The 17,195-nt window shown below is 56.9% G+C and carries 18 protein-coding genes; 13 read left to right on the top strand and 5 right to left on the bottom strand.

Annotated elements, in window-relative coordinates; all coding sequences use genetic code 11:
* The first annotated feature begins 84 nt into the window (after positions 1–84).
* Entirely contained in the window at positions 85–405 is a 321-nt protein-coding gene (locus tag DA792_RS22705; protein WP_107718836.1) for a hypothetical protein, read from the top strand.
* Between the two features lie 151 nt (positions 406–556).
* Here the strand turns inward: DA792_RS22705 and DA792_RS05555 are convergent, their stop codons facing one another.
* Positions 557–2,119 carry an NAD(P)H-hydrate dehydratase gene (locus tag DA792_RS05555; RefSeq protein ID WP_107718834.1) on the bottom strand — a complete coding sequence of 521 codons (1,563 nt, stop codon included), beginning with the start codon at positions 2,117–2,119 and terminating at the stop codon, positions 557–559.
* Between the two features lie 262 nt (positions 2,120–2,381).
* Between DA792_RS05555 and DA792_RS05550 the strand changes: the two genes are divergently transcribed.
* The 6 genes from DA792_RS05550 (at position 2,382) to DA792_RS05525 (ending at position 6,365) form a co-directional block, all read left to right on the top strand.
* Positions 2,382–2,720, top strand: coding sequence for a P-II family nitrogen regulator (locus DA792_RS05550; RefSeq protein ID WP_107718832.1), 339 nt, complete (start codon positions 2,382–2,384; stop codon positions 2,718–2,720).
* Between the two features lie 72 nt (positions 2,721–2,792).
* A complete protein-coding gene (gene glnA, locus DA792_RS05545; protein ID WP_107718830.1) occupies positions 2,793–4,199 on the top strand; it encodes a type I glutamate--ammonia ligase in 1,407 nt (468 codons plus the stop codon).
* A 119-nt stretch (positions 4,200–4,318) separates the two neighbouring features.
* The gene (locus DA792_RS05540; RefSeq protein WP_107718828.1) at positions 4,319–4,762 is read left to right on the top strand and encodes a hypothetical protein; all 444 of its coding nucleotides are present in this window, start codon (positions 4,319–4,321) and stop codon (positions 4,760–4,762) included.
* Positions 4,759–5,184, top strand: coding sequence for a DUF1284 domain-containing protein (locus DA792_RS05535; RefSeq protein ID WP_107718827.1), 426 nt, complete (start codon positions 4,759–4,761; stop codon positions 5,182–5,184). Before DA792_RS05540 ends, DA792_RS05535 begins: the two co-directional genes overlap by 4 nt.
* 115 nt (positions 5,185–5,299) lie before the next feature.
* The gene (locus DA792_RS05530) at positions 5,300–5,839 is read left to right on the top strand and encodes a hypothetical protein (protein ID WP_107718825.1); all 540 of its coding nucleotides are present in this window, start codon (positions 5,300–5,302) and stop codon (positions 5,837–5,839) included.
* Positions 5,840–5,957: 118 nt separating this feature from the next.
* Positions 5,958–6,365 carry a hypothetical protein gene (locus tag DA792_RS05525; protein ID WP_107718822.1) on the top strand — a complete coding sequence of 136 codons (408 nt, stop codon included), beginning with the start codon at positions 5,958–5,960 and terminating at the stop codon, positions 6,363–6,365.
* A 274-nt stretch (positions 6,366–6,639) separates the two neighbouring features.
* On the opposite strand, the gene DA792_RS05520 is transcribed toward DA792_RS05525, so the two are convergent.
* Positions 6,640–7,071 (bottom strand): DUF6314 family protein, encoded by a 432-nt coding sequence (locus tag DA792_RS05520; protein ID WP_107718820.1) that lies wholly within the window; start codon positions 7,069–7,071, stop codon positions 6,640–6,642.
* A gap of 7 nt (positions 7,072–7,078) precedes the next feature.
* Positions 7,079–7,579 carry a GAF domain-containing protein gene (locus tag DA792_RS05515; RefSeq protein WP_159075177.1) on the bottom strand — a complete coding sequence of 167 codons (501 nt, stop codon included), beginning with the start codon at positions 7,577–7,579 and terminating at the stop codon, positions 7,079–7,081.
* A 200-nt stretch (positions 7,580–7,779) separates the two neighbouring features.
* Here DA792_RS05515 and purB point away from each other — a divergent pair, with 200 nt between their 5' ends.
* From purB to DA792_RS05495, 5 genes are all read left to right on the top strand, one after another.
* Entirely contained in the window at positions 7,780–9,084 is a 1,305-nt protein-coding gene (gene purB, locus DA792_RS05510) for an adenylosuccinate lyase (RefSeq protein WP_107718816.1), read from the top strand.
* A 75-nt stretch (positions 9,085–9,159) separates the two neighbouring features.
* Positions 9,160–9,324, top strand: coding sequence for a hypothetical protein (locus tag DA792_RS22175; RefSeq protein WP_159075176.1), 165 nt, complete (start codon positions 9,160–9,162; stop codon positions 9,322–9,324).
* Between the two features lie 176 nt (positions 9,325–9,500).
* The gene (locus DA792_RS05505) at positions 9,501–10,613 is read left to right on the top strand and encodes a flagellar motor switch protein FliG (RefSeq protein ID WP_339690377.1); all 1,113 of its coding nucleotides are present in this window, start codon (positions 9,501–9,503) and stop codon (positions 10,611–10,613) included.
* Between the two features lie 87 nt (positions 10,614–10,700).
* On the top strand, positions 10,701–11,600 hold the full coding sequence (locus tag DA792_RS05500; protein WP_107718812.1) for a DMT family transporter: 900 nt from the start codon (positions 10,701–10,703) through the stop codon (positions 11,598–11,600).
* 7 nt (positions 11,601–11,607) lie between these two features.
* The gene (locus DA792_RS05495; RefSeq protein WP_107718810.1) at positions 11,608–12,549 is read left to right on the top strand and encodes a lysophospholipid acyltransferase family protein; all 942 of its coding nucleotides are present in this window, start codon (positions 11,608–11,610) and stop codon (positions 12,547–12,549) included.
* A gap of 26 nt (positions 12,550–12,575) precedes the next feature.
* Here the strand turns inward: DA792_RS05495 and DA792_RS05490 are convergent, their stop codons facing one another.
* Entirely contained in the window at positions 12,576–13,235 is a 660-nt protein-coding gene (locus DA792_RS05490; protein WP_159075175.1) for a hypothetical protein, read from the bottom strand.
* 114 nt (positions 13,236–13,349) lie between these two features.
* Positions 13,350–14,099, bottom strand: a complete 750-nt coding sequence (locus DA792_RS05485; RefSeq protein WP_107718806.1) for a DUF1223 domain-containing protein — start codon at positions 14,097–14,099, stop codon at positions 13,350–13,352.
* A gap of 306 nt (positions 14,100–14,405) precedes the next feature.
* On the opposite strand from DA792_RS05485, the gene acnA reads away from it, so the two are divergent.
* Complete coding sequence (gene acnA / locus DA792_RS05480) at positions 14,406–17,093, top strand: aconitate hydratase AcnA (RefSeq protein ID WP_107718804.1); 2,688 nt, start codon at positions 14,406–14,408, stop codon at positions 17,091–17,093.
* Positions 17,094–17,195 lie beyond the last annotated feature (102 nt).

The following is a 17,195-nucleotide window of genomic DNA, read 5'->3' as shown; positions in this document are numbered from 1 at the left end:
AATTGCAAAAAATCCTATCCGGTAACGAAAAATTGCCATATTCTGGATCATAGTACTGAGGCAGTAGTATAATAGGGCCCTGACATGACCGATAACGGCAGCGGGCACGAGAATGAGCGTAATGACGGGCGAGATCCGTCTCAGCGACTTCGCGTGCAGGACATTTTATCCAACTATGCCAATGGCTTGCCCATGGGGACTGAGGTGATGACGGCGGATGGCATCCTGCCAGTTGAATACCTTGAACCGGGCGATCGGATCATCACGCGTGGCGGAATGCGCCGGCTGCGCGACATCGACACGCTTGCGCCGAAACGATTCAAATTGGTGTTTGAGCGCGAAGAAGCGATCTATGCGGGCGGCATTTTGGTCATGAGCGAAAGCGGATTGCCCTTCGCAGCCTGATCTCCGGCCCAACTCCAAACAATAGTGACGCATTTTTAGGCGCGCCTTTTCATCTGCTGATGTCTTTTTCGGGCCTGGGTTTTGAGTATTTGAGCCAAAAAGAAAACGCTGGCCCCAAACTTAGCGTGCGCCTTCATTGCAGCAAAAATACTCATAGCCCAAGCTGACGAAACACCTTGGGCAGTTCCTCAGCCAAATCCTCCGCAATCAAACCGGGGCCAAAGCTGCGCGCGGCCTCTGTGTGGAGCCATGCGCCGGTCTCGGCGGCTTGATGCGGGGAGTGTCCACGCGCCAAAAGCCCGGTGATGATCCCGGCCAAAACATCCCCCGACCCGGCGGTGGCGAGCCAAGGGGCGGCGCGCTCATACACCGCGGCGTTGATGGTGGCGTGGCCATTGGGAGAGGCGATCACCGTATCGGGGCCTTTGAACAAAACCACGCACCCGGCACGTTTGGCGGCCTCTCTGGTGGCATCGAGTTTGGAATAGGCCGGACCTGTCGTGGCGGGCGCGTCAAGTTTGGCGGCGAGGTCCGGGAACAGGCGCTTAAATTCGCCCGCATGGGGCGTGAGGACGCATCTGTCATGCAGGGCGGCAAACAGGGCTTGGTCCTGCGAAAGCGCCGTCAGCGCATCGGCATCGAGCACCATGGCGCGCTTGGCGGCCAGCACATAGGGCAAGAACGCGCCCGCCCGTTCAACGCCAAAGCCCGGCCCGATGCACAGGGCGTTGATGCGCGCGTCTTTGAGCACACGTGTCAGAATGTCCGGTGTGTCGATTTCCGTCAGCATAATGGCGGTAAGCTGCGCCGCGTTTTCAAGCAAGGCCTCATGTGGGGTGCCAAGGGTCACAAGCCCCGCCCCAACCCGCAAAGCCGCGCGCGCAGACAGACGGGCAGCACCCGTTTTGCCTGAGAGACCGGAGAGGATGAGGGCGTGGCCATGGCTGTATTTGTGAGAATACGCTTCTTTGGCAAGATCGTCAGGACAGCCGTTCAGAGTTACGTCGTCTCTCACACGAGACTTCAGACCAATGTCTTTGACGACAAGCTTTCCTACAATATCAGGACCATCCGCTAAAAAATGCCCCAATTTCGGTGCATGAAATGTCACGGTGAGATCCGCCCAGAAATGAGCAAGAGTATTTTCTTTCTCGAGGATGAGCTGCCCGCTATCAGCACAAATCGACGTCGGAATGTCGACCGCGACATAGCGCTCAGTCGGCCGAAGCGAGCGTTCATAGGGCCAAAGCCCCACACGCATTCTCTTCAATACTTTGGCGATGTCGCCCTGAACGGGTCTGGCGAGTCCCGTCCCAAAAAGCGCATCACAAATGACGTCAAAGTGACATTTGTGGAATTGCGGAAACGTCTCGGATTTGAGAGCTTGAGCGCTCCCCATTCCCACCCACCGCTCATAATTCGCCCGCGCATCGGGCGGGAGTTTTTCGGGGTCGCCATAGAGAAACACCGCCACCTCCCAACCGCGCTGTTTGAGCAGGCGAGCGATGACAAATCCGTCACCACCATTGTTGCCGGGGCCACAAAGCACGACAGCTTTATAGGCACTCAGGGCCAGCTCGGGCCACTCGTCAAAAATGGCATCCACAACACCCTGCCCGGCCCGTTCCATCAAGGTCAGTCCAGTGACCGATCCAGAGGCGATCGCAGCCTGTTCAATGGCACGCATTTGGGCCGATGTCAGGAGTTCGGTCATCGTTTTGGCCTCCGCTCAACCGGTGCGGCCACGCCAGAAGGCGCGGCGGGAATGGCGCGCATTTGGGCACTGCTCAGAAGTTCCGCCATCATTTTCCTCAAAAGTTTTATTTATGCACATTTTAAAATCGCATCGCACAAATTATAAGCACGGCCATGCGAATCCTGTGGGACTTTCTCGCTTAGTCCAGCCTACCCGATTGTGGCGGCAGATGAGAAATGGTCTGACAGTCAGCGAACCAAGTTTAGGGAGTCGAAGGTCGATGAAAAAGATCGAAGCGATCATCAAGCCCTTCAAGCTCGACGAAGTGAAAGAGGCGCTACAAGATATTGGCGTTCAGGGTCTTTCGGTCGTCGAGGTGAAGGGCTTCGGGCGCCAAAAGGGCCACACAGAGCTGTACCGTGGTGCAGAATACGTCGTGGACTTTTTGCCGAAGGTGAAAATCGAAGTTGTGCTGGCCGCCGATCAGGTCGACAGCGCGATTGAGGCGATTATTGCGGCGGCCAAAACCGACAAGATCGGCGACGGTAAGATTTTCGTCTCTCCGATCGAACAAGCCATTCGTATCCGCACCGGCGAGTCTGGCCAAGACGCGCTGTAAGGGGGGCATGGGGCGGAGTAAGCCGCCCTCATGTCAATTTATGTTTTTCTAACTCAGAGGGAAAAGGTCACAATGAGCATCCAAGACGTTCTCCAGACCATCAAAGACGAAGACGTTCAGTACGTCGACGTGCGGTTCACCGATCCGCGCGGCAAGCTGCAGCACGTCACACTGCGCTACACCGAAGTCGATGAAGGCTTTTTTGAAGACGGGTTTATGTTCGACGGGTCGTCGATCGCCGGTTGGAAATCCATCGACAAATCCGACATGAAACTGATCCCGGACCCGGATTCGGTTTATATCGACCCGTTCTATGCGGAAAAAACCATGTGCGTGCATTGCTCCGTCGTCGAGCCCGACACCGGCGAAGCCTACGATCGCGACCCGCGCGGCACAGCACAAAAAGCCGAAGCTTACCTGAAGTCCTCGGGCATCGGTGACGCGGCTTATATGGGCCCGGAAGCTGAATTCTTCCTGTTCGATGACGTGCGCTTCTCCGTGTCGATGAACAAAGTGTCCTACCAAATCGACGCGCTCGACGGTGCGTGGAACTCTGACACCGAGTATGAAATGGGCAACACCGGCCACCGTCCGGGCATCAAGGGCGGCTATTTCCCGGTCAACCCTATTGATGACGCTCAAGACATTCGCGGCGAAATGCTGACCACAATGGCCAACATGGGCATGAAAGTGGACAAGCACCACCACGAGGTGGCGTCTTGCCAGCACGAGCTTGGTCTGATCTTCGGAACGCTGACCACGCAAGCCGACGAGATCCAGAAATACAAATACGTCGTGCACAACGTTGCCCATGCTTATGGCAAATCCGCGACCTTCATGCCGAAACCGATGTCTGGCGACAACGGCACCGGGATGCACGTCAACATGTCGATTTGGAAAGACGGTAAGCCGTTGTTCGCAGGCGACAAATACGCGGACCTGTCGCAAGAGGCGCTGTATTTCATCGGCGGCATCTTGAAGCACGCCAAAGCGTTGAACGCGATCACCAACCCGTCCACCAACTCCTACAAACGCTTGATCCCGGGCTTTGAAGCTCCGGTTCTGCGGGCCTATTCCGCATCCAACCGCTCGGGCTGTGTGCGTATTCCGTGGTCGGAATCTCCCAAAGCCAAACGCGTCGAGGCCCGTTTCCCCGACCCGTCCGCCAACCCGTACCTGTGCTTTGCGGCCCTGTTGATGGCTGGCCTCGACGGCATCAAAAACAAAATCGATCCGGGCCCCTCGTCCGACAAAGACCTTTACGATCTGCCGCCGGAAGAATTGGCAGCGATCCCGACGGTCTGCGGCAGCTTGCGCGAAGCGCTTGAAGAGCTGGAAGCCGACATGGACTTCTTGCTGGCTGGCGACGTGTTCACCAAAGACCAACTTGAAGGCTATATGGCCCTCAAATGGGAAGAAGTGTACGCCTACGAGCACACACCGCACCCGATCGAGTACAAAATGTACTACTCCTGCTAAGCAGGCCGGTTGTACAAAGATTTGGAAAGGGCTCCTTCGGGGGCCCTTTTCTTTTGGGGGAAATCTTATAGCATAAAACTGCTATTTTATGACGAAAGCCTCACCATGAAAGCCTCACCATGAAACTGCCTTTTTGGGATCGCCTGTCTGAAAATGGCAAGCAAGCGCTTGCAATAATTGCTGTTCTTCAAGCGGCCCATTTTGTGATCACCGTCCCTCTGGGCTATATCGAGCAAAGAAAATGGGCCAAGCAATTTGAGACTGACGAACCTTGGTATCCACGAGCCTTGTTGGTGGAGAATGATATTTTCGCCGACCTGTGGAAAGCTCAGGTTATGATCGGACGGAATTACGTCTACCGCGAAGAGTGCGAAGCGGATCAAGACGGTGAATTTGAGTTTATCCATTCATGGCAAGAGCCAGTTGATTGCACGAACCTTCCCTCCTTAGAAGCATATGTTGCAGACAAATTGGCGCTGCATAAGGTGCCACAGGATCAGATTGACAGCGTACGTCTCGGCCTCCGGGTCTTAGGGGGATTGCCGTTGGAGGACACCGAGTGATCCATCTCCGCCCACATCATCTGTTGTGCCTTCTCACCTACGCGGGAAAAGGCTACTCGGCTGATTTTGTTCAAAATTACGACCGGATCGCTGCGAGATTGTCCGCCGGTGAAGAGATCGAAATCGTGGACGGACCGGATGACATTTGCGCACCGCTGTTGACCGAGGACGCACCGCATTGTCGTCGGGACAGCGTGGTGGAGCGAGATGCCTTGGCCGCGCGCGATGTCGGGGCTTTATTGGGGCTTGAGATCACCCTCGGGGTGCGGCTTGGCATAGATGCCGCCCGGCTTACGCGGCTGAGAGCGGGGTTTGCGCGTGGTGAGAGCCGCTTGGCCTGCCTCGGCTGTGACTGGGCCGATCTGTGTACAGATGTGGCGCAAGGTGGCTTTGCGGGCGTGCGCGTGGCGGCACAGCTTTGAACGACGAGGCGGTGTAGCGACAACTTTCACGCCAATTTGCCAAGCCGGACGCACATTCCCCTTGAAACCGACTTCCGGCTTGGGCCTGATGAAAGGGTATTAAGGGGGGACAATCATGGTTTTAGAAATCACCAGAGTGACGAAAGTCGTCAATCACAGCAACTCATCCATCGAAATCCGTCAGTTTGAGCGCGGCGATGTGTTTACTCTGCCCAAAGGGGGCGTCGCGACTTGTGACATCCCGATCCCGTGGCACAGTTTCACCCACCCAGCGGATAAATTCATGCGGGTGTTTTTCTATGCCAGCCAGCGCTATTATCTTTTGTGGCAACGCGATCAGCATATTTTGACCGGCGACATCACCAACGGCCATCAGACGTGGCCGAATGGCGGTGTGAATGGCCCGCGTGATCTTTATATTTATGGCAACAGTGCGCAAACCTATGGCATCCGACTGTATGATGCGGGCAAGAGCCCACCTTTGATGTCGTTGAACCCCGTGCCCAAAAGCGGTGGTGTGAGCGGCTTTTCGACGGCAACCACCGAAGCGGATGCCCCCGAAACACCGCAGGCCGGTCTTTTGGCGGAGGCCCCCGATTATATCCGCGAGCCTGCCCCCGGCCCGGCCCCGCAGGAGGCGGACGAAGACGTATAACCCCCCGCCAAAACACACCGCAAACGACACAGAAAAAGAGGCGGCGCGGCTCAGACCCGCGCCGCTTCTTTCCGATTTGTGTCAAACTCTTGCCGTGATCGGACTTTAAGAATTGACCATGTTTCGCAAACCCTATCATCCGCTGGATCGTCGACATCCCAACAACTCGGCCACACCGCCGGATTTAAGCACGTCCGCTCTGCCCATTGCGTCGCGCATCGCACCGTCTGACCCCGTGCATTTGAGTGCGCATGAGGTGTTTGCACGCAAAGGCAAACGGCAAAAAATGCCGTCCCGTGCGACCCTGCCCCTTGGTCCTCAAGGGACAAAGATCAAGTCTTTTGTCGCTGCCATCAACACCGCCTACAGCATGGACAAATGGGTGCGACTTGGGGCTTTGGCGTTTTTTATGGCTGTGCTTCTCAGCAATCCGGATATGCGCCATGCCTTTTTTGAAGTCTCCCGCGCGGCGGTCACCGAGCTTGTGACGGGCGAGCCAACACATATGACTGTGCTGTCACGCTGAGCTGTATTGGTGGCCAGCCAAGGCTCACTGACTCCCCAAGGAACGCTCTACACCCCATAGATATTGCTCAATGTATAGGGCTTTATCCTCATGGATTTGCGCGTCATTTTAGCGGTTTCGCTTTCTCCTTGCTCGTCTCTTGCGGTCCTATGACGCCAGATTATGAGAGCTATAAGACCGCCAATCCCTATGGCACTGAACCGATTTTACGCCCAATATCGGCGGCATGCCGGGCGCGCGCGACATCGTCAAGGCCCAGTGCCCGTAACCGAACCTACGCGCTTTTGCGATATGTGGTCACGCTAACGTAATCCTTGCGTGGCCCCGTCACGCGCCACCGCGCCCGCCAGATCGGCCATTCAGAGAAATCATAGCGCACCTCGTAGCGATCCGGGGTGCAATCATGATCCGCCTCGGGATGGGCTTGGTTCGGGTCGAAACTGTGAAAATATCGGCCATCGTCAAAGAACACCGAGATCAACGCCGCATCTGCTCGCCACATATATCGCCGGGCGGCCTCAAAGGGGGTGTCGACGCCAGGCACAGACAAAAGCCCCTGTTCGTCTTGCATAAGACCTTCTGCGCAAACGGTAAAATCGCACGTCCCCACAAGGCGTGCAGCCCCCATCCCAGAGGCAACCCGGCGGTCATCGATGTGGCGCGAGATCGTCCAAAGACCGATGAAATCAGAAAGCTGTCGTGTCATACAAAATCTATAGTGTGGAATGATCCGGGGCGGCATCCGGCATAGGCGCCCCACGCAGGCCCTGCGCATGGCGCTCCTCAGCCATATGTTCCAAATGACGCGCCACATCGCGCACCGCTTGGATATGCTCGTTGGCCCACTGGCGGCGGTGTTGGTGGACCACTGAAATCCCGCCGACAACCTGCCCTTCGAGGCGATAGGGCACGCCAATATAGGCCATGATCCCCATTTCCGTGACCGCCGCGCTGTCTTTGAGAAGCGGGTGGATAAGCGTGTCGTCGATGATCAATTCACAGTTCATCTCAACCACCAGGTGACCAATGGTCAGACGTGGCACGAGAAGCGTGTCAAGTGTACGCCCCACGGGGTGGTTCGTGTTGACCAGAACTTCAAGAACGGGGGCCACTTCGCCAGCCCGAGCGCGGTAGATCACCACGCCAGAGGGCGCAATCGTGTCATGTAACTTTTGGGCATACCCCATCAGCGTTGGATCTGCGAAGTCAAACATGAATTGCGCCCATTTGTGAACAAGATGACGTTGTATGCTATGAGATGATGGTATCACACTCTTGCATTGCACCAAAACGATCATTGCACCAAAACGATTTGATCCCCTCGCCTGGCGCAACGCTTTGCGCATAGACTTGCTCTTGGCCCGTCAGACGCGTATGAGGCGCGCGATGCGTTTGCGTACACGAAAGGACTGCCATGATCCCCCGTTACTCCCGCAAAGAGATGGTCGACATCTGGGAACCCGCCACCAAGTTCAAAATCTGGTACGAGATCGAAGCCCACGCCTGTGACGCTCAGGCCAAGCTCGGCGTGATCCCTCAGGCAAACGCCGACGCCGTCTGGAAAGCCAAAGACGTCGAGTTCGATGTCGCGCGCATTGACGAGATCGAAGCCGTCACAAAGCATGATGTCATCGCCTTTCTCACCCATCTGGCCGAACATGTTGGCTCTGATGAGGCCCGGTTCGTGCATCAGGGCATGACCTCCTCCGACGTTTTGGACACCTGCCTGAACGTCCAACTTGTGCGCGCCGCCGACATCCTTTTGGCGGATATGGACAAATTGCTTGCGGCGCTGAAAACACGCGCGCTTGAGCACAAGATGACCGTCCGTGTTGGCCGCTCCCACGGCATCCACGCGGAACCCACCACAATGGGTCTGACCTTTGCCCGCTTTTATGCTGAGATGGACCGCAACAAGGCCCGCCTTCAATCTGCCCGTGAAGAAGTCGCCACCGGCGCCATCTCCGGCGCGGTCGGCACATTTGCCAATATCGACCCAGCCGTCGAAGAGCATGTCTGCGCGCAACTCGGTCTCAAACCCGAACCGATCTCCACTCAGGTTATTCCGCGCGACCGTCACGCCATGTTCTTTGCCACCTTGGGGGTCATCGCCTCCTCGATCGAAAACGTCGCCATCGAGATCCGCCACATGCAGCGCACCGAGGTCCTTGAGGGGGCCGAGTTTTTCTCTGCGGGGCAAAAAGGCTCCTCGGCCATGCCGCATAAGAAAAACCCGGTGTTGACCGAAAACCTCACAGGTCTTGCCCGTCTCGTCCGCATGACCGTAATCCCCGCGATGGAAAACGTGGCGCTCTGGCATGAACGCGACATTTCGCATTCCTCCGTCGAACGCGGCATTGGCCCGGATGCCACCGTGACCCTCGATTTTGCCCTCAACCGTCTGGCCGGTGTGGTCGAGAAAATGTTGATCTTCCCGGACAACATGCTCGACAATATGAACAAATTTCCGGGCCTTGTGATGAGCCAACGTGTGCTTCTGGCTTTGACGCAGGCCGGTGTGTCGCGTGAAAACGCCTATTCCATGGTGCAACGCAACGCTTTGAAAGTTTGGGAAGAGCGTCTCGATTTCCGTGATCTCCTCTTGGCGGACGAAGAGGTCGTGGCCGCACTTGGGGTCGACGGCATCAACGAGAAATTCGACATGGATTACCACACCAAACATGTCGACACGATTTTCAAACGGGTGTTTGGCGCCTAAGCGACGCTTGAGGCTCAAAAACCTGCTGATTCTGTGATATGCTCTCCCAAAGGCCACCGCTTTTGGGAGAGTTTTATGTTGAAACGCAGCTTCACCGCCCTCGCCTGTCTCATTGCTTTGTCTGGTCCCACCTCGGCCCAAGACCGCACCTGCCCACACGAACAAAAACTGGCCTCCTGCGCGGAAGGTTTCGCCTGGGACAGCAAAACGGGCACCTGCGTCGAACAGGTGATGGGCTAAACTTGGCGTGATCTGGGCGTGGCTTGGGCCGCAGGTCAGCCTCAGCTCGAAATTTAGATAAAATCCTGCACATTCGGGCCTTTGATCCGGGTGTGGTAGCTTTGCGTTAAGGTTGATCGCCCAATGTAGCCCCGTACGACTGGTGAATCACCAAACACCCAAATCAAGAGGCGCACGTGGCAGGATTTCCTCAAATTTCAGATGACATGGGATCTCTGCCCGATCTCGGGTCTATGGGCGATTTTGGCGACATGGGCGGGTTTGACATGCCCTCCCCCGTCTCACGGATGCCCGCCAAACTGTCCAAACGCGCGAAAGCCGCGGTCATCGTCAAACTGCTTGCCGCCCAAGACATCAAATTGCCGCTCTCACATTTCCCAGAGGAAATGCAGGTCGAATTGGCTCATCAACTGACCGATTTGCGCTATATCGACAAGGACACGCTGGCCTCTGTCATCGAAGAATTTCTAGAAGAGCTCGAAGCCATCGGCCTGTCTTTCCCCGGCGGGCTTGAGGGCGCGCTCAATGTGCTGGATGGCACAATTTCGGCCACCACAGCCTCAAAACTGCGCAAAAACGCCGGTTTTTCTCTGACAGGCGATCCGTGGGAACGCATTTCAGATGTCGATATCTCCCGCCTGATCCCGGTATTACAAGAGGAAAGCGTCGAAGTTGGCGCGGTGCTTTTGTCCAAGCTCAAAGTCTCGAAATCGGCGCAGCTGATGTCGATGCTACCGGGCGAGCGCGCCCGCCGCATCGCCTACGCCATTTCTCTGACCTCCTCGATCTCTCCCGCCGTGGTTCAGCGCATCGGCATTTCCATTGCCTCGCAACTGGATGCGCAGCCGCCACAAGCCTTTACCGATCACCCGCCTGAACGGGTCGGCGCGATCCTCAACTTCTCCAATTCCGCCACCCGTGACGGCGTGCTAGAGGGGTTGGACGAAACCGACAAGGCCTTTGCCGAAGAAGTGCGGCGCAATATCTTTACCTTTGCCAATATCGCCACCCGAATTGATGGCCGCGATGTCGCCAAAGTGGTGCGCGGGGTCGAACAAGACATGCTGATCAAAGCCCTTGCGGGGGCCACGGGCGAAGCGGCGGCCTCCACCGATTTCATCCTCTCCAACATGTCCAAACGCATGGCCGATGGCCTGCGCGAAGAAATTGACACCCTTGGCAAAGTCAAAGAGTCGGATGCCGAAGAGGCCATGAACGCCGTGGTTGCCGCCATTCGCGACCTCGAATCCACCGGGGAGATTTTCCTTTTGACCGGCGACGAAGAATAGCCGGCGCAGATCAGACATCTCTCGTGCAACGGCCCATTGCATTTGGACCATATGGACAAACTTCGACACCGGACCTAGCGTCGCACCATGATATGGTTCTCCGCTCTCACCGCCCAATCACGCGGCATTCTTTTCATGCTCACCTCGGTGACGTTTTTCTCGCTGATGGATGCGGTCGCCAAACGGTTGAGCGGGGAAGTCGACTTGTCGCAGATCTTGTGGGCCAGATACGGCGGGCAATTGTTGATTTTGGTCGTGCTTTTTGCGCCTCGGCTCAAGACTGTGCTCAAAACCCAGCATCCAAACCTCCAAATTCTGCGCGGTTTCTTGCAACTCACAGCCGCCGCCTGTTTTTTCGCAGCGCTCAAAACCCAAGGGTTGGCCGAAGCCACCGCCGTGGCCGATTTGGCCCCGGTTTTAATCACGCTGGGGGCTGCGGTTCTTTTGGGTGAAAAGGTTGGTTCCCGCCGGATTATGGGCATCATCGCCGCCCTGATCGGCGCGCTGATCATTATTCGCCCAGGGGCATCGGTGTTTTCCTTCACTTCGCTGTGGCCCTTGGGCTCGGCTGTCTGTTTGGCGGGCTATGCCTTATCGACACGCTACATTGGGACCAAGGAAAACCCGTTCACCGCCCTGCTCTATTCCGGCCTGATCTGCACCGCGATCATGAGCCTGATTGTCCCGTTTCGCTGGGTTGCTCCAAGCGGTGAGGCCTTGATGTTGATGGCAGTGATGGGCGCGCTTGGTGCGGTCGGGCAATTCATGATGATCCGGGCCTATGCGGCGGCAGAGGCCTCGGCCATCGCACCGTTTTCCTACGCCGGATTGCTCACAGCCTCTGTTTGGGGCATGGTTTTCTTTAACCAATTGCCCGATTTTTGGACCGTGATCGGCGCACTTGTGATCGTGGCGGCCGGGCTTTATGTCTGGCATCGCGAAAAACAGACCCGCGTTCCGCCTGCTGCAAACCTGCCCCAAAAGTGAGCCTGCCATGAAAATCAAACGTGCCGATGTCGAGGGGCCCTTGGGACAATACCTTGAAAATCTGCTGATCCGTGGGGTTTTGGGGGCCGCTTTAGCGATGCCTTATCAAACGCGTGTACGGATGATGGGTTGGGTGATGGCGTATGTGGTCGCGCCCTTGGCGGGATATAATCGGCGGGTGCGCGAAAATCTGGCACATGTGATGCCCGAACTGCCAGAAGCTGAGGTCAAACGGCTGATGCGCGCTGTGGCGGATAACGCCGGCCGCACCTTGATCGAAATTTATTCCGGCGCGGATTTCATCGCACGCATGAAGGATGTCACCTTTGAGGGGCCCGGCGTTGAGATCATTGAACAGGCCCGCATTGCGCGACGACCGGTGATCCTTTTGACCGGACATTTTGGCAATTATGACGTGCCCCGCGCCGCCTTGATTGCCAAAGGCTATGACATCGGATCACTCTACAATCCGATGAAAAACAAGTTTTACAACGCTCATTACGTCAAGGCGATCGGCACCATCGGCCAACCCCTGTTCCCACGAGGGCGCAAAGGCTACGCCAAATTGCTGGCCCATCTTAAATCCGGTGGGATGATTGGTTTTTTGGTGGATGTCTATGTCCATGCCGGGCCAATTTTGACGTTTTTCGGCAAACCCGCCCGCACCGCTTTGTCCGCGGCCGAACTCGCGTTGAAATATGATGCTCTTTTGGTGCCGATCTATGGCATTCGGCAACCAGACGGGCTGACATTCCGGGTGCGCGTCGAAGCCCCCGTGCCGCATGGCGATCCCGAGGTGATGACACAGGCGCTCAACGACAGTTTAGAGGCGGTGACCCGTCAACATATGGAGCAATGGTTTTGGATCCATCGGCGGTGGAAACCGGAGCGTTTGGAAGACCAACTGGCCGAAATGGCGCGCGCGCAAGACGAGGCGCCCGAGGCATAGGGTCGCTTTCGCACCGCCACAACAGATCACATCAAAATATCGGCAATCAGCCCAACCGTGATCGCACCAATCGGCGCGCCGGTCGCCGGATCGGTGATGGTGGCCGAAATCTGCGATTGTGACACGCCTGTCGAGGCATCAAACTCAATATCGCCAACATGGATGGCATCCACACCGACCGAGAATGTCTGTTGGAATTTTGCCTCATCGCCCTGCCAGTAATCCGAGGTGGGCATAGAGGCCGCCACGTTCAGGCCTTTGGCATCCATGATGAAAATCTCGGTGATAATGCCCCCGTTATCGGCAATGCTATGGACGAAAAAATCAGAGACGTTGTTGTGGATCACCTGATCGACCATAGGCTGGTCTTCGGTGCCCACTTGGGCGCGCCACGTTTTATCAAGCTCAAGGACATCGGCCTCGCTCAAACCGGCGGTGGTTTCATTTTGTTTGCGAATGGCTCCAAGAAGGGTCGGTTCTGACAGCCAAGGCAGGATCGTTTCTTCAAAATAGGTTTGGAGCACCACCTTTGCCTCGGGCGAATTCAAGGCGACGGAGGTGGCTGACGCCGGCGCGGCACTGAACAGGGACACCCCCAAACAGGTGCAAGCGGCCATAAACAGGTGACGTCCAGTCGTCGCCCGTGCGGCAGCGTGAGTTAGGGCAAAAAGGCGGAACAACGGCATATGACCTCCAAAGTGGGATGCGCGACGAGGGGCGTGTCTTTCAACCGCAAGCCTAATCGCAAATCCTTTAGAGCCTATTAAAAGCCCTCACATGCCTAAAAATGGGAGCGCGCGTTAGTCGGCGCGGGCAACCGAGAGGATCGGACCGGGGCCTGCGGCTTGCAGGATCACAGCGGTACGATCTTTGCCGGGGACATCAAGGGTCACAGAGAGCGGCCCCATCCCATCCCAATCGGCCACAGAGGTCCATTGCGTCACAACATTGGTGTAATCCACCACACGCCCCGCATTTTCGCCGCGTTCAATATCGACGCGCGCATAGGGGATGTAGCGCACGATTTGGAGCCGCATCAATGCAGGCAAAGCCCCGGTGGGACGCGCATTCACCGTCAGAACAGACCCCGCGCGCAGCACCGAGAGGGCGACGGGGGCGACGGGACTGGCATGATGGTGGGCAACAAGATCGGCCAAGCGCATCGGTTTGGCACCGACGAGGTGATCCAACCCCTGCACGATCATTTGCGGCGTGTAGATGGTGCGATTGCCAGCGGCATGGGCATAGGCTTTTTGCCGGGTGGTGAATTGCGGCTGGGCGAACTCATCACGCCAGCCAATGTAATCCCAGTAATCGACATGCAGTGAGAGGGGGAGAACATCGTCACGGGTGGCAAGCTCTGCCATCATGGCATCGGCGGGGGGGCAAGAGGAGCAACCTTGGGAGGTGAAGAGTTCCACAACGACAAGATCGGGCGTGCTGTGTGTCGCGCGGCCTTGAGCGTCCTGAGCGACAAGAGCGCCCGGGAGTGTTCCAGTGATCACACCGGAAAGGACCGCGAAGGTGAGGCCTGCCATAAACTGTCGCATGATGTCTCCGTCTTTGGTCCCTGCATAACGGTGTCAGGACGTTGGTGCCAATCAAGGTTTTGCGAGAAAGCGTTACAGTGGCGTAAAGAACGCAGGACGAAAAGCCACCATTGGGGCTGCGAAATATCCGACTTATTCTCTAGGAAAAGCACGAATTTGCCCCGTTTGGGCGATGCGACGCGGGCAAGGAGGCTTTTTTGTATACCATTGCACACAAAAATGCATCTCCCCTCTTGAATGGACTCGGCCAATAGGCCAAAAGCAGGGCAGCATAACCCTGTTGACACTCTAAGGGAGGCCAACCCCATGACTGTAGTTGTCGGTCAAGATACCGCAAAAACCCGCCGCGAGCTCACTGTGAACGGCAAGACAATCGCCTATTATTCGATCCCCGCCGCGCAAGCCGCCGGGCTTGGCGATTTCTCCAACCTGCCCGCCTCGCTGAAAGTGGTGCTGGAAAACATTCTTCGGTTTGAAGACGGCGGCTTTTCCGTCTCCACCGACGACATCAAAGCGTTTGCCGAATGGGGCGCCAATGGCGGCCAAAACCCGCGCGAGATTGCCTATCGTCCGGCCCGCGTTTTAATGCAGGATTTCACCGGCGTTCCCGCCGTTGTGGACCTTGCCGCCATGCGCGACGGCATCAAATCCTTGGGTGGCGATGCCAAAAAGATCAACCCGCTGGTGCCTGTTGACCTCGTGATCGACCACTCGGTGATGATCGACGAATTCGGCAACCCGCGTGCGTTCCAGATGAACGTGGACCGCGAATATGAGCGCAACATGGAGCGTTACCAGTTCCTCAAATGGGGTCAGACCGCGTTTGAAAACTTCCGCGTTGTGCCGCCGGGCACCGGCATTTGTCACCAGGTGAACGTCGAATACCTCGCACAAACCGTTTGGACCGACAAAGACCAAACCGGCGTCGAAGTTGCTTATCCTGACACGCTCGTCGGCACCGACTCCCACACCACCATGGTCAACGGCATGGCCGTTTTGGGCTGGGGCGTGGGCGGCATCGAAGCCGAAGCTGCGATGCTCGGTCAGCCGATCTCCATGTTGATCCCGGAAGTTGTCGGTTTCAAACTCACCGGCGAAATGGTCGAAGGCACCACCGGCACCGACCTCGTGCTCAAAGTCGTCGAAATGCTCCGCGCTCACGGCGTGGTTGGCAAATTCGTTGAATTCTACGGCGAAGGCTTGGACAAACTGCCGATCGCACAGCGCTCCACCATTGCCAACATGGCACCGGAATATGGCGCAACCTGCGGCTTCTTCCCGATCGACAACGAAACCCTGCGCTACCTCACACAAACCGGTCGCGACGAAGATCGCATCGCGTTGGTCGAAGCCTACGCGAAAGAGAACGGGTTCTGGCGCGGTGCGGATTATGCGCCGATCTACTCCTCCACGTTGGAGCTCGACATGGGCAGCATCGTTCCGGCCATCTCCGGTCCGAAACGCCCGCAGGACTACCTGAAACTGACCGACGCGAAAGACGCCTTTGCTGATGAAATGGCCAAGACGTTCAAACGCGAAATGGGCAAATCCGTTGCGGTTGAAGGCGAAGATTACGCCATGACCTCGGGCAAGGTTGTGATCGCGTCGATCACCTCTTGCACCAACACCTCCAACCCTTACGTGATGATCGGCGCGGGCCTTGTGGCACGCAAAGCGCGCGCATTGGGTCTGACCCGCAAGCCTTGGGTCAAAACCTCACTGGCCCCCGGCTCGCAGGTTGTGACCGAGTATCTTGATGCGGCTGGTCTGTCTGAGGATCTGGACGCCATCGGCTTCAACCTTGTGGGCTACGGCTGTACCACCTGTATCGGCAACTCCGGCCCGCTTCAGCCCGAAATCTCCAAAGCCATCTCTGAGGGTGATTTGGTGGCCACGGCTGTGCTTTCGGGCAACCGCAACTTCGAGGGTCGTATTTCCCCCGACGTGCGCGCCAACTACCTCGCCTCGCCGCCGCTCGTGGTGGCCTATGCCATCGCTGGCGACATGACCATTGACCTCTCGTCCGAACCGATCGGCCAAGACATTGATGGCAATGACGTCTACCTCAAAGACATCTGGCCGACCAACGAAGAGATCTCCGATCTGGTCGATCAAACCGTGACCCGCGAAGCCTTCCTCAAGAAATACGCCGATGTGTTCAAAGGCGATGAGAAATGGCAAGCTGTGGACGTCTCCGGTGGCGAAACCTACGATTGGCCGCCAACCTCGACCTACATCCAAAACCCGCCTTACTTCCAAGGTATGGCTGCGGAAAAAGGCACGATCCACAACGTCAAAGACGCCAAAGTCCTCGCCATCTTGGGCGATATGGTCACCACCGACCACATCTCTCCGGCAGGCTCCTTTGCCCAGACAACGCCCGCAGGGAAATACCTCATTGATCGCCAAGTTCCGGTCCGTGAATTCAACTCCTACGGCTCGCGTCGCGGCAACCACGAGATCATGATGCGCGGCACTTTCGCCAACATCCGCATCAAAAACGAGATGCTCGATGGGGTCGAAGGCGGCTACACCAAGGGTCCGGATGGGCAACAGGCGGCCATTTATGACGCCTCCATGGCCTATCAAGAGGCCGGCACTCCGCTGGTGATCTTTGCTGGCGAACAATACGGCGCGGGCTCCTCGCGTGACTGGGCGGCCAAAGGCACGGCACTTTTGGGTGTCAAAGCCGTCATCGCCGAAAGCTTTGAACGCATCCACCGCTCCAACTTGGTTGGTATGGGTGTTGTTCCGTTCGAGTTCACCGGTGATGACAACCGCAAATCTCTGGGCCTGACCGGCGACGAAACCGTCTCCATCACTGGCCTCGACACGGTCACCCCGCTGGCAACCCTGCCCTGCGAGATCACCTATGCGGACGGCACTGTGAAGGTCATCCAAGTCAAATGCCGCATCGATACCGCCCCTGAGATCGAATACATCGAAAACGGTGGCGTGCTGCACTACGTGCTGCGCAACCTCGCGAAATCGTAAGGTTTTAAGCAGGTTGAGATAGAAAAGCCCCGCTCCGGCGGGGCTTTTTGTTTGTTTGGCAAAGAGGCAAAATCGCGCTACGCTCATCCGAGCAACTCTTTT

This window comes from Celeribacter baekdonensis (assembly GCF_003047105.1).
GTDB lineage: Bacteria > Pseudomonadota > Alphaproteobacteria > Rhodobacterales > Rhodobacteraceae > Celeribacter > Celeribacter baekdonensis_B.
This window is presented reverse-complemented; position numbering and strand designations above follow the sequence as displayed.

Excerpts from the sequence above, each read along its gene's own strand:
- DA792_RS22705 (WP_107718836.1), top strand. The coding sequence starts at position 85 with ATGACCGATAACGGCAGCGGGCACGAGAATGAGCGTAATGACGGGCGA.
- DA792_RS05555 (WP_107718834.1), bottom strand. The coding sequence starts at position 2,119 with ATGACCGAACTCCTGACATCGGCCCAAATGCGTGCCATTGAACAGGCT.
- DA792_RS05550 (WP_107718832.1), top strand. The coding sequence starts at position 2,382 with ATGAAAAAGATCGAAGCGATCATCAAGCCCTTCAAGCTCGACGAAGTG.
- glnA (WP_107718830.1), top strand. The coding sequence starts at position 2,793 with ATGAGCATCCAAGACGTTCTCCAGACCATCAAAGACGAAGACGTTCAG.
- DA792_RS05540 (WP_107718828.1), top strand. The coding sequence starts at position 4,319 with ATGAAACTGCCTTTTTGGGATCGCCTGTCTGAAAATGGCAAGCAAGCG.
- DA792_RS05530 (WP_107718825.1), top strand. The coding sequence starts at position 5,300 with ATGGTTTTAGAAATCACCAGAGTGACGAAAGTCGTCAATCACAGCAAC.
- DA792_RS05525 (WP_107718822.1), top strand. The coding sequence starts at position 5,958 with ATGTTTCGCAAACCCTATCATCCGCTGGATCGTCGACATCCCAACAAC.
- DA792_RS05520 (WP_107718820.1), bottom strand. The coding sequence starts at position 7,071 with ATGACACGACAGCTTTCTGATTTCATCGGTCTTTGGACGATCTCGCGC.
- DA792_RS05515 (WP_159075177.1), bottom strand. The coding sequence starts at position 7,579 with ATGTTTGACTTCGCAGATCCAACGCTGATGGGGTATGCCCAAAAGTTA.
- purB (WP_107718816.1), top strand. The coding sequence starts at position 7,780 with ATGATCCCCCGTTACTCCCGCAAAGAGATGGTCGACATCTGGGAACCC.
- DA792_RS22175 (WP_159075176.1), top strand. The coding sequence starts at position 9,160 with ATGTTGAAACGCAGCTTCACCGCCCTCGCCTGTCTCATTGCTTTGTCT.
- DA792_RS05500 (WP_107718812.1), top strand. The coding sequence starts at position 10,701 with ATGATATGGTTCTCCGCTCTCACCGCCCAATCACGCGGCATTCTTTTC.
- DA792_RS05495 (WP_107718810.1), top strand. The coding sequence starts at position 11,608 with ATGAAAATCAAACGTGCCGATGTCGAGGGGCCCTTGGGACAATACCTT.
- DA792_RS05490 (WP_159075175.1), bottom strand. The coding sequence starts at position 13,235 with ATGCCGTTGTTCCGCCTTTTTGCCCTAACTCACGCTGCCGCACGGGCG.
- DA792_RS05485 (WP_107718806.1), bottom strand. The coding sequence starts at position 14,099 with ATGCGACAGTTTATGGCAGGCCTCACCTTCGCGGTCCTTTCCGGTGTG.
- acnA (WP_107718804.1), top strand. The coding sequence starts at position 14,406 with ATGACTGTAGTTGTCGGTCAAGATACCGCAAAAACCCGCCGCGAGCTC.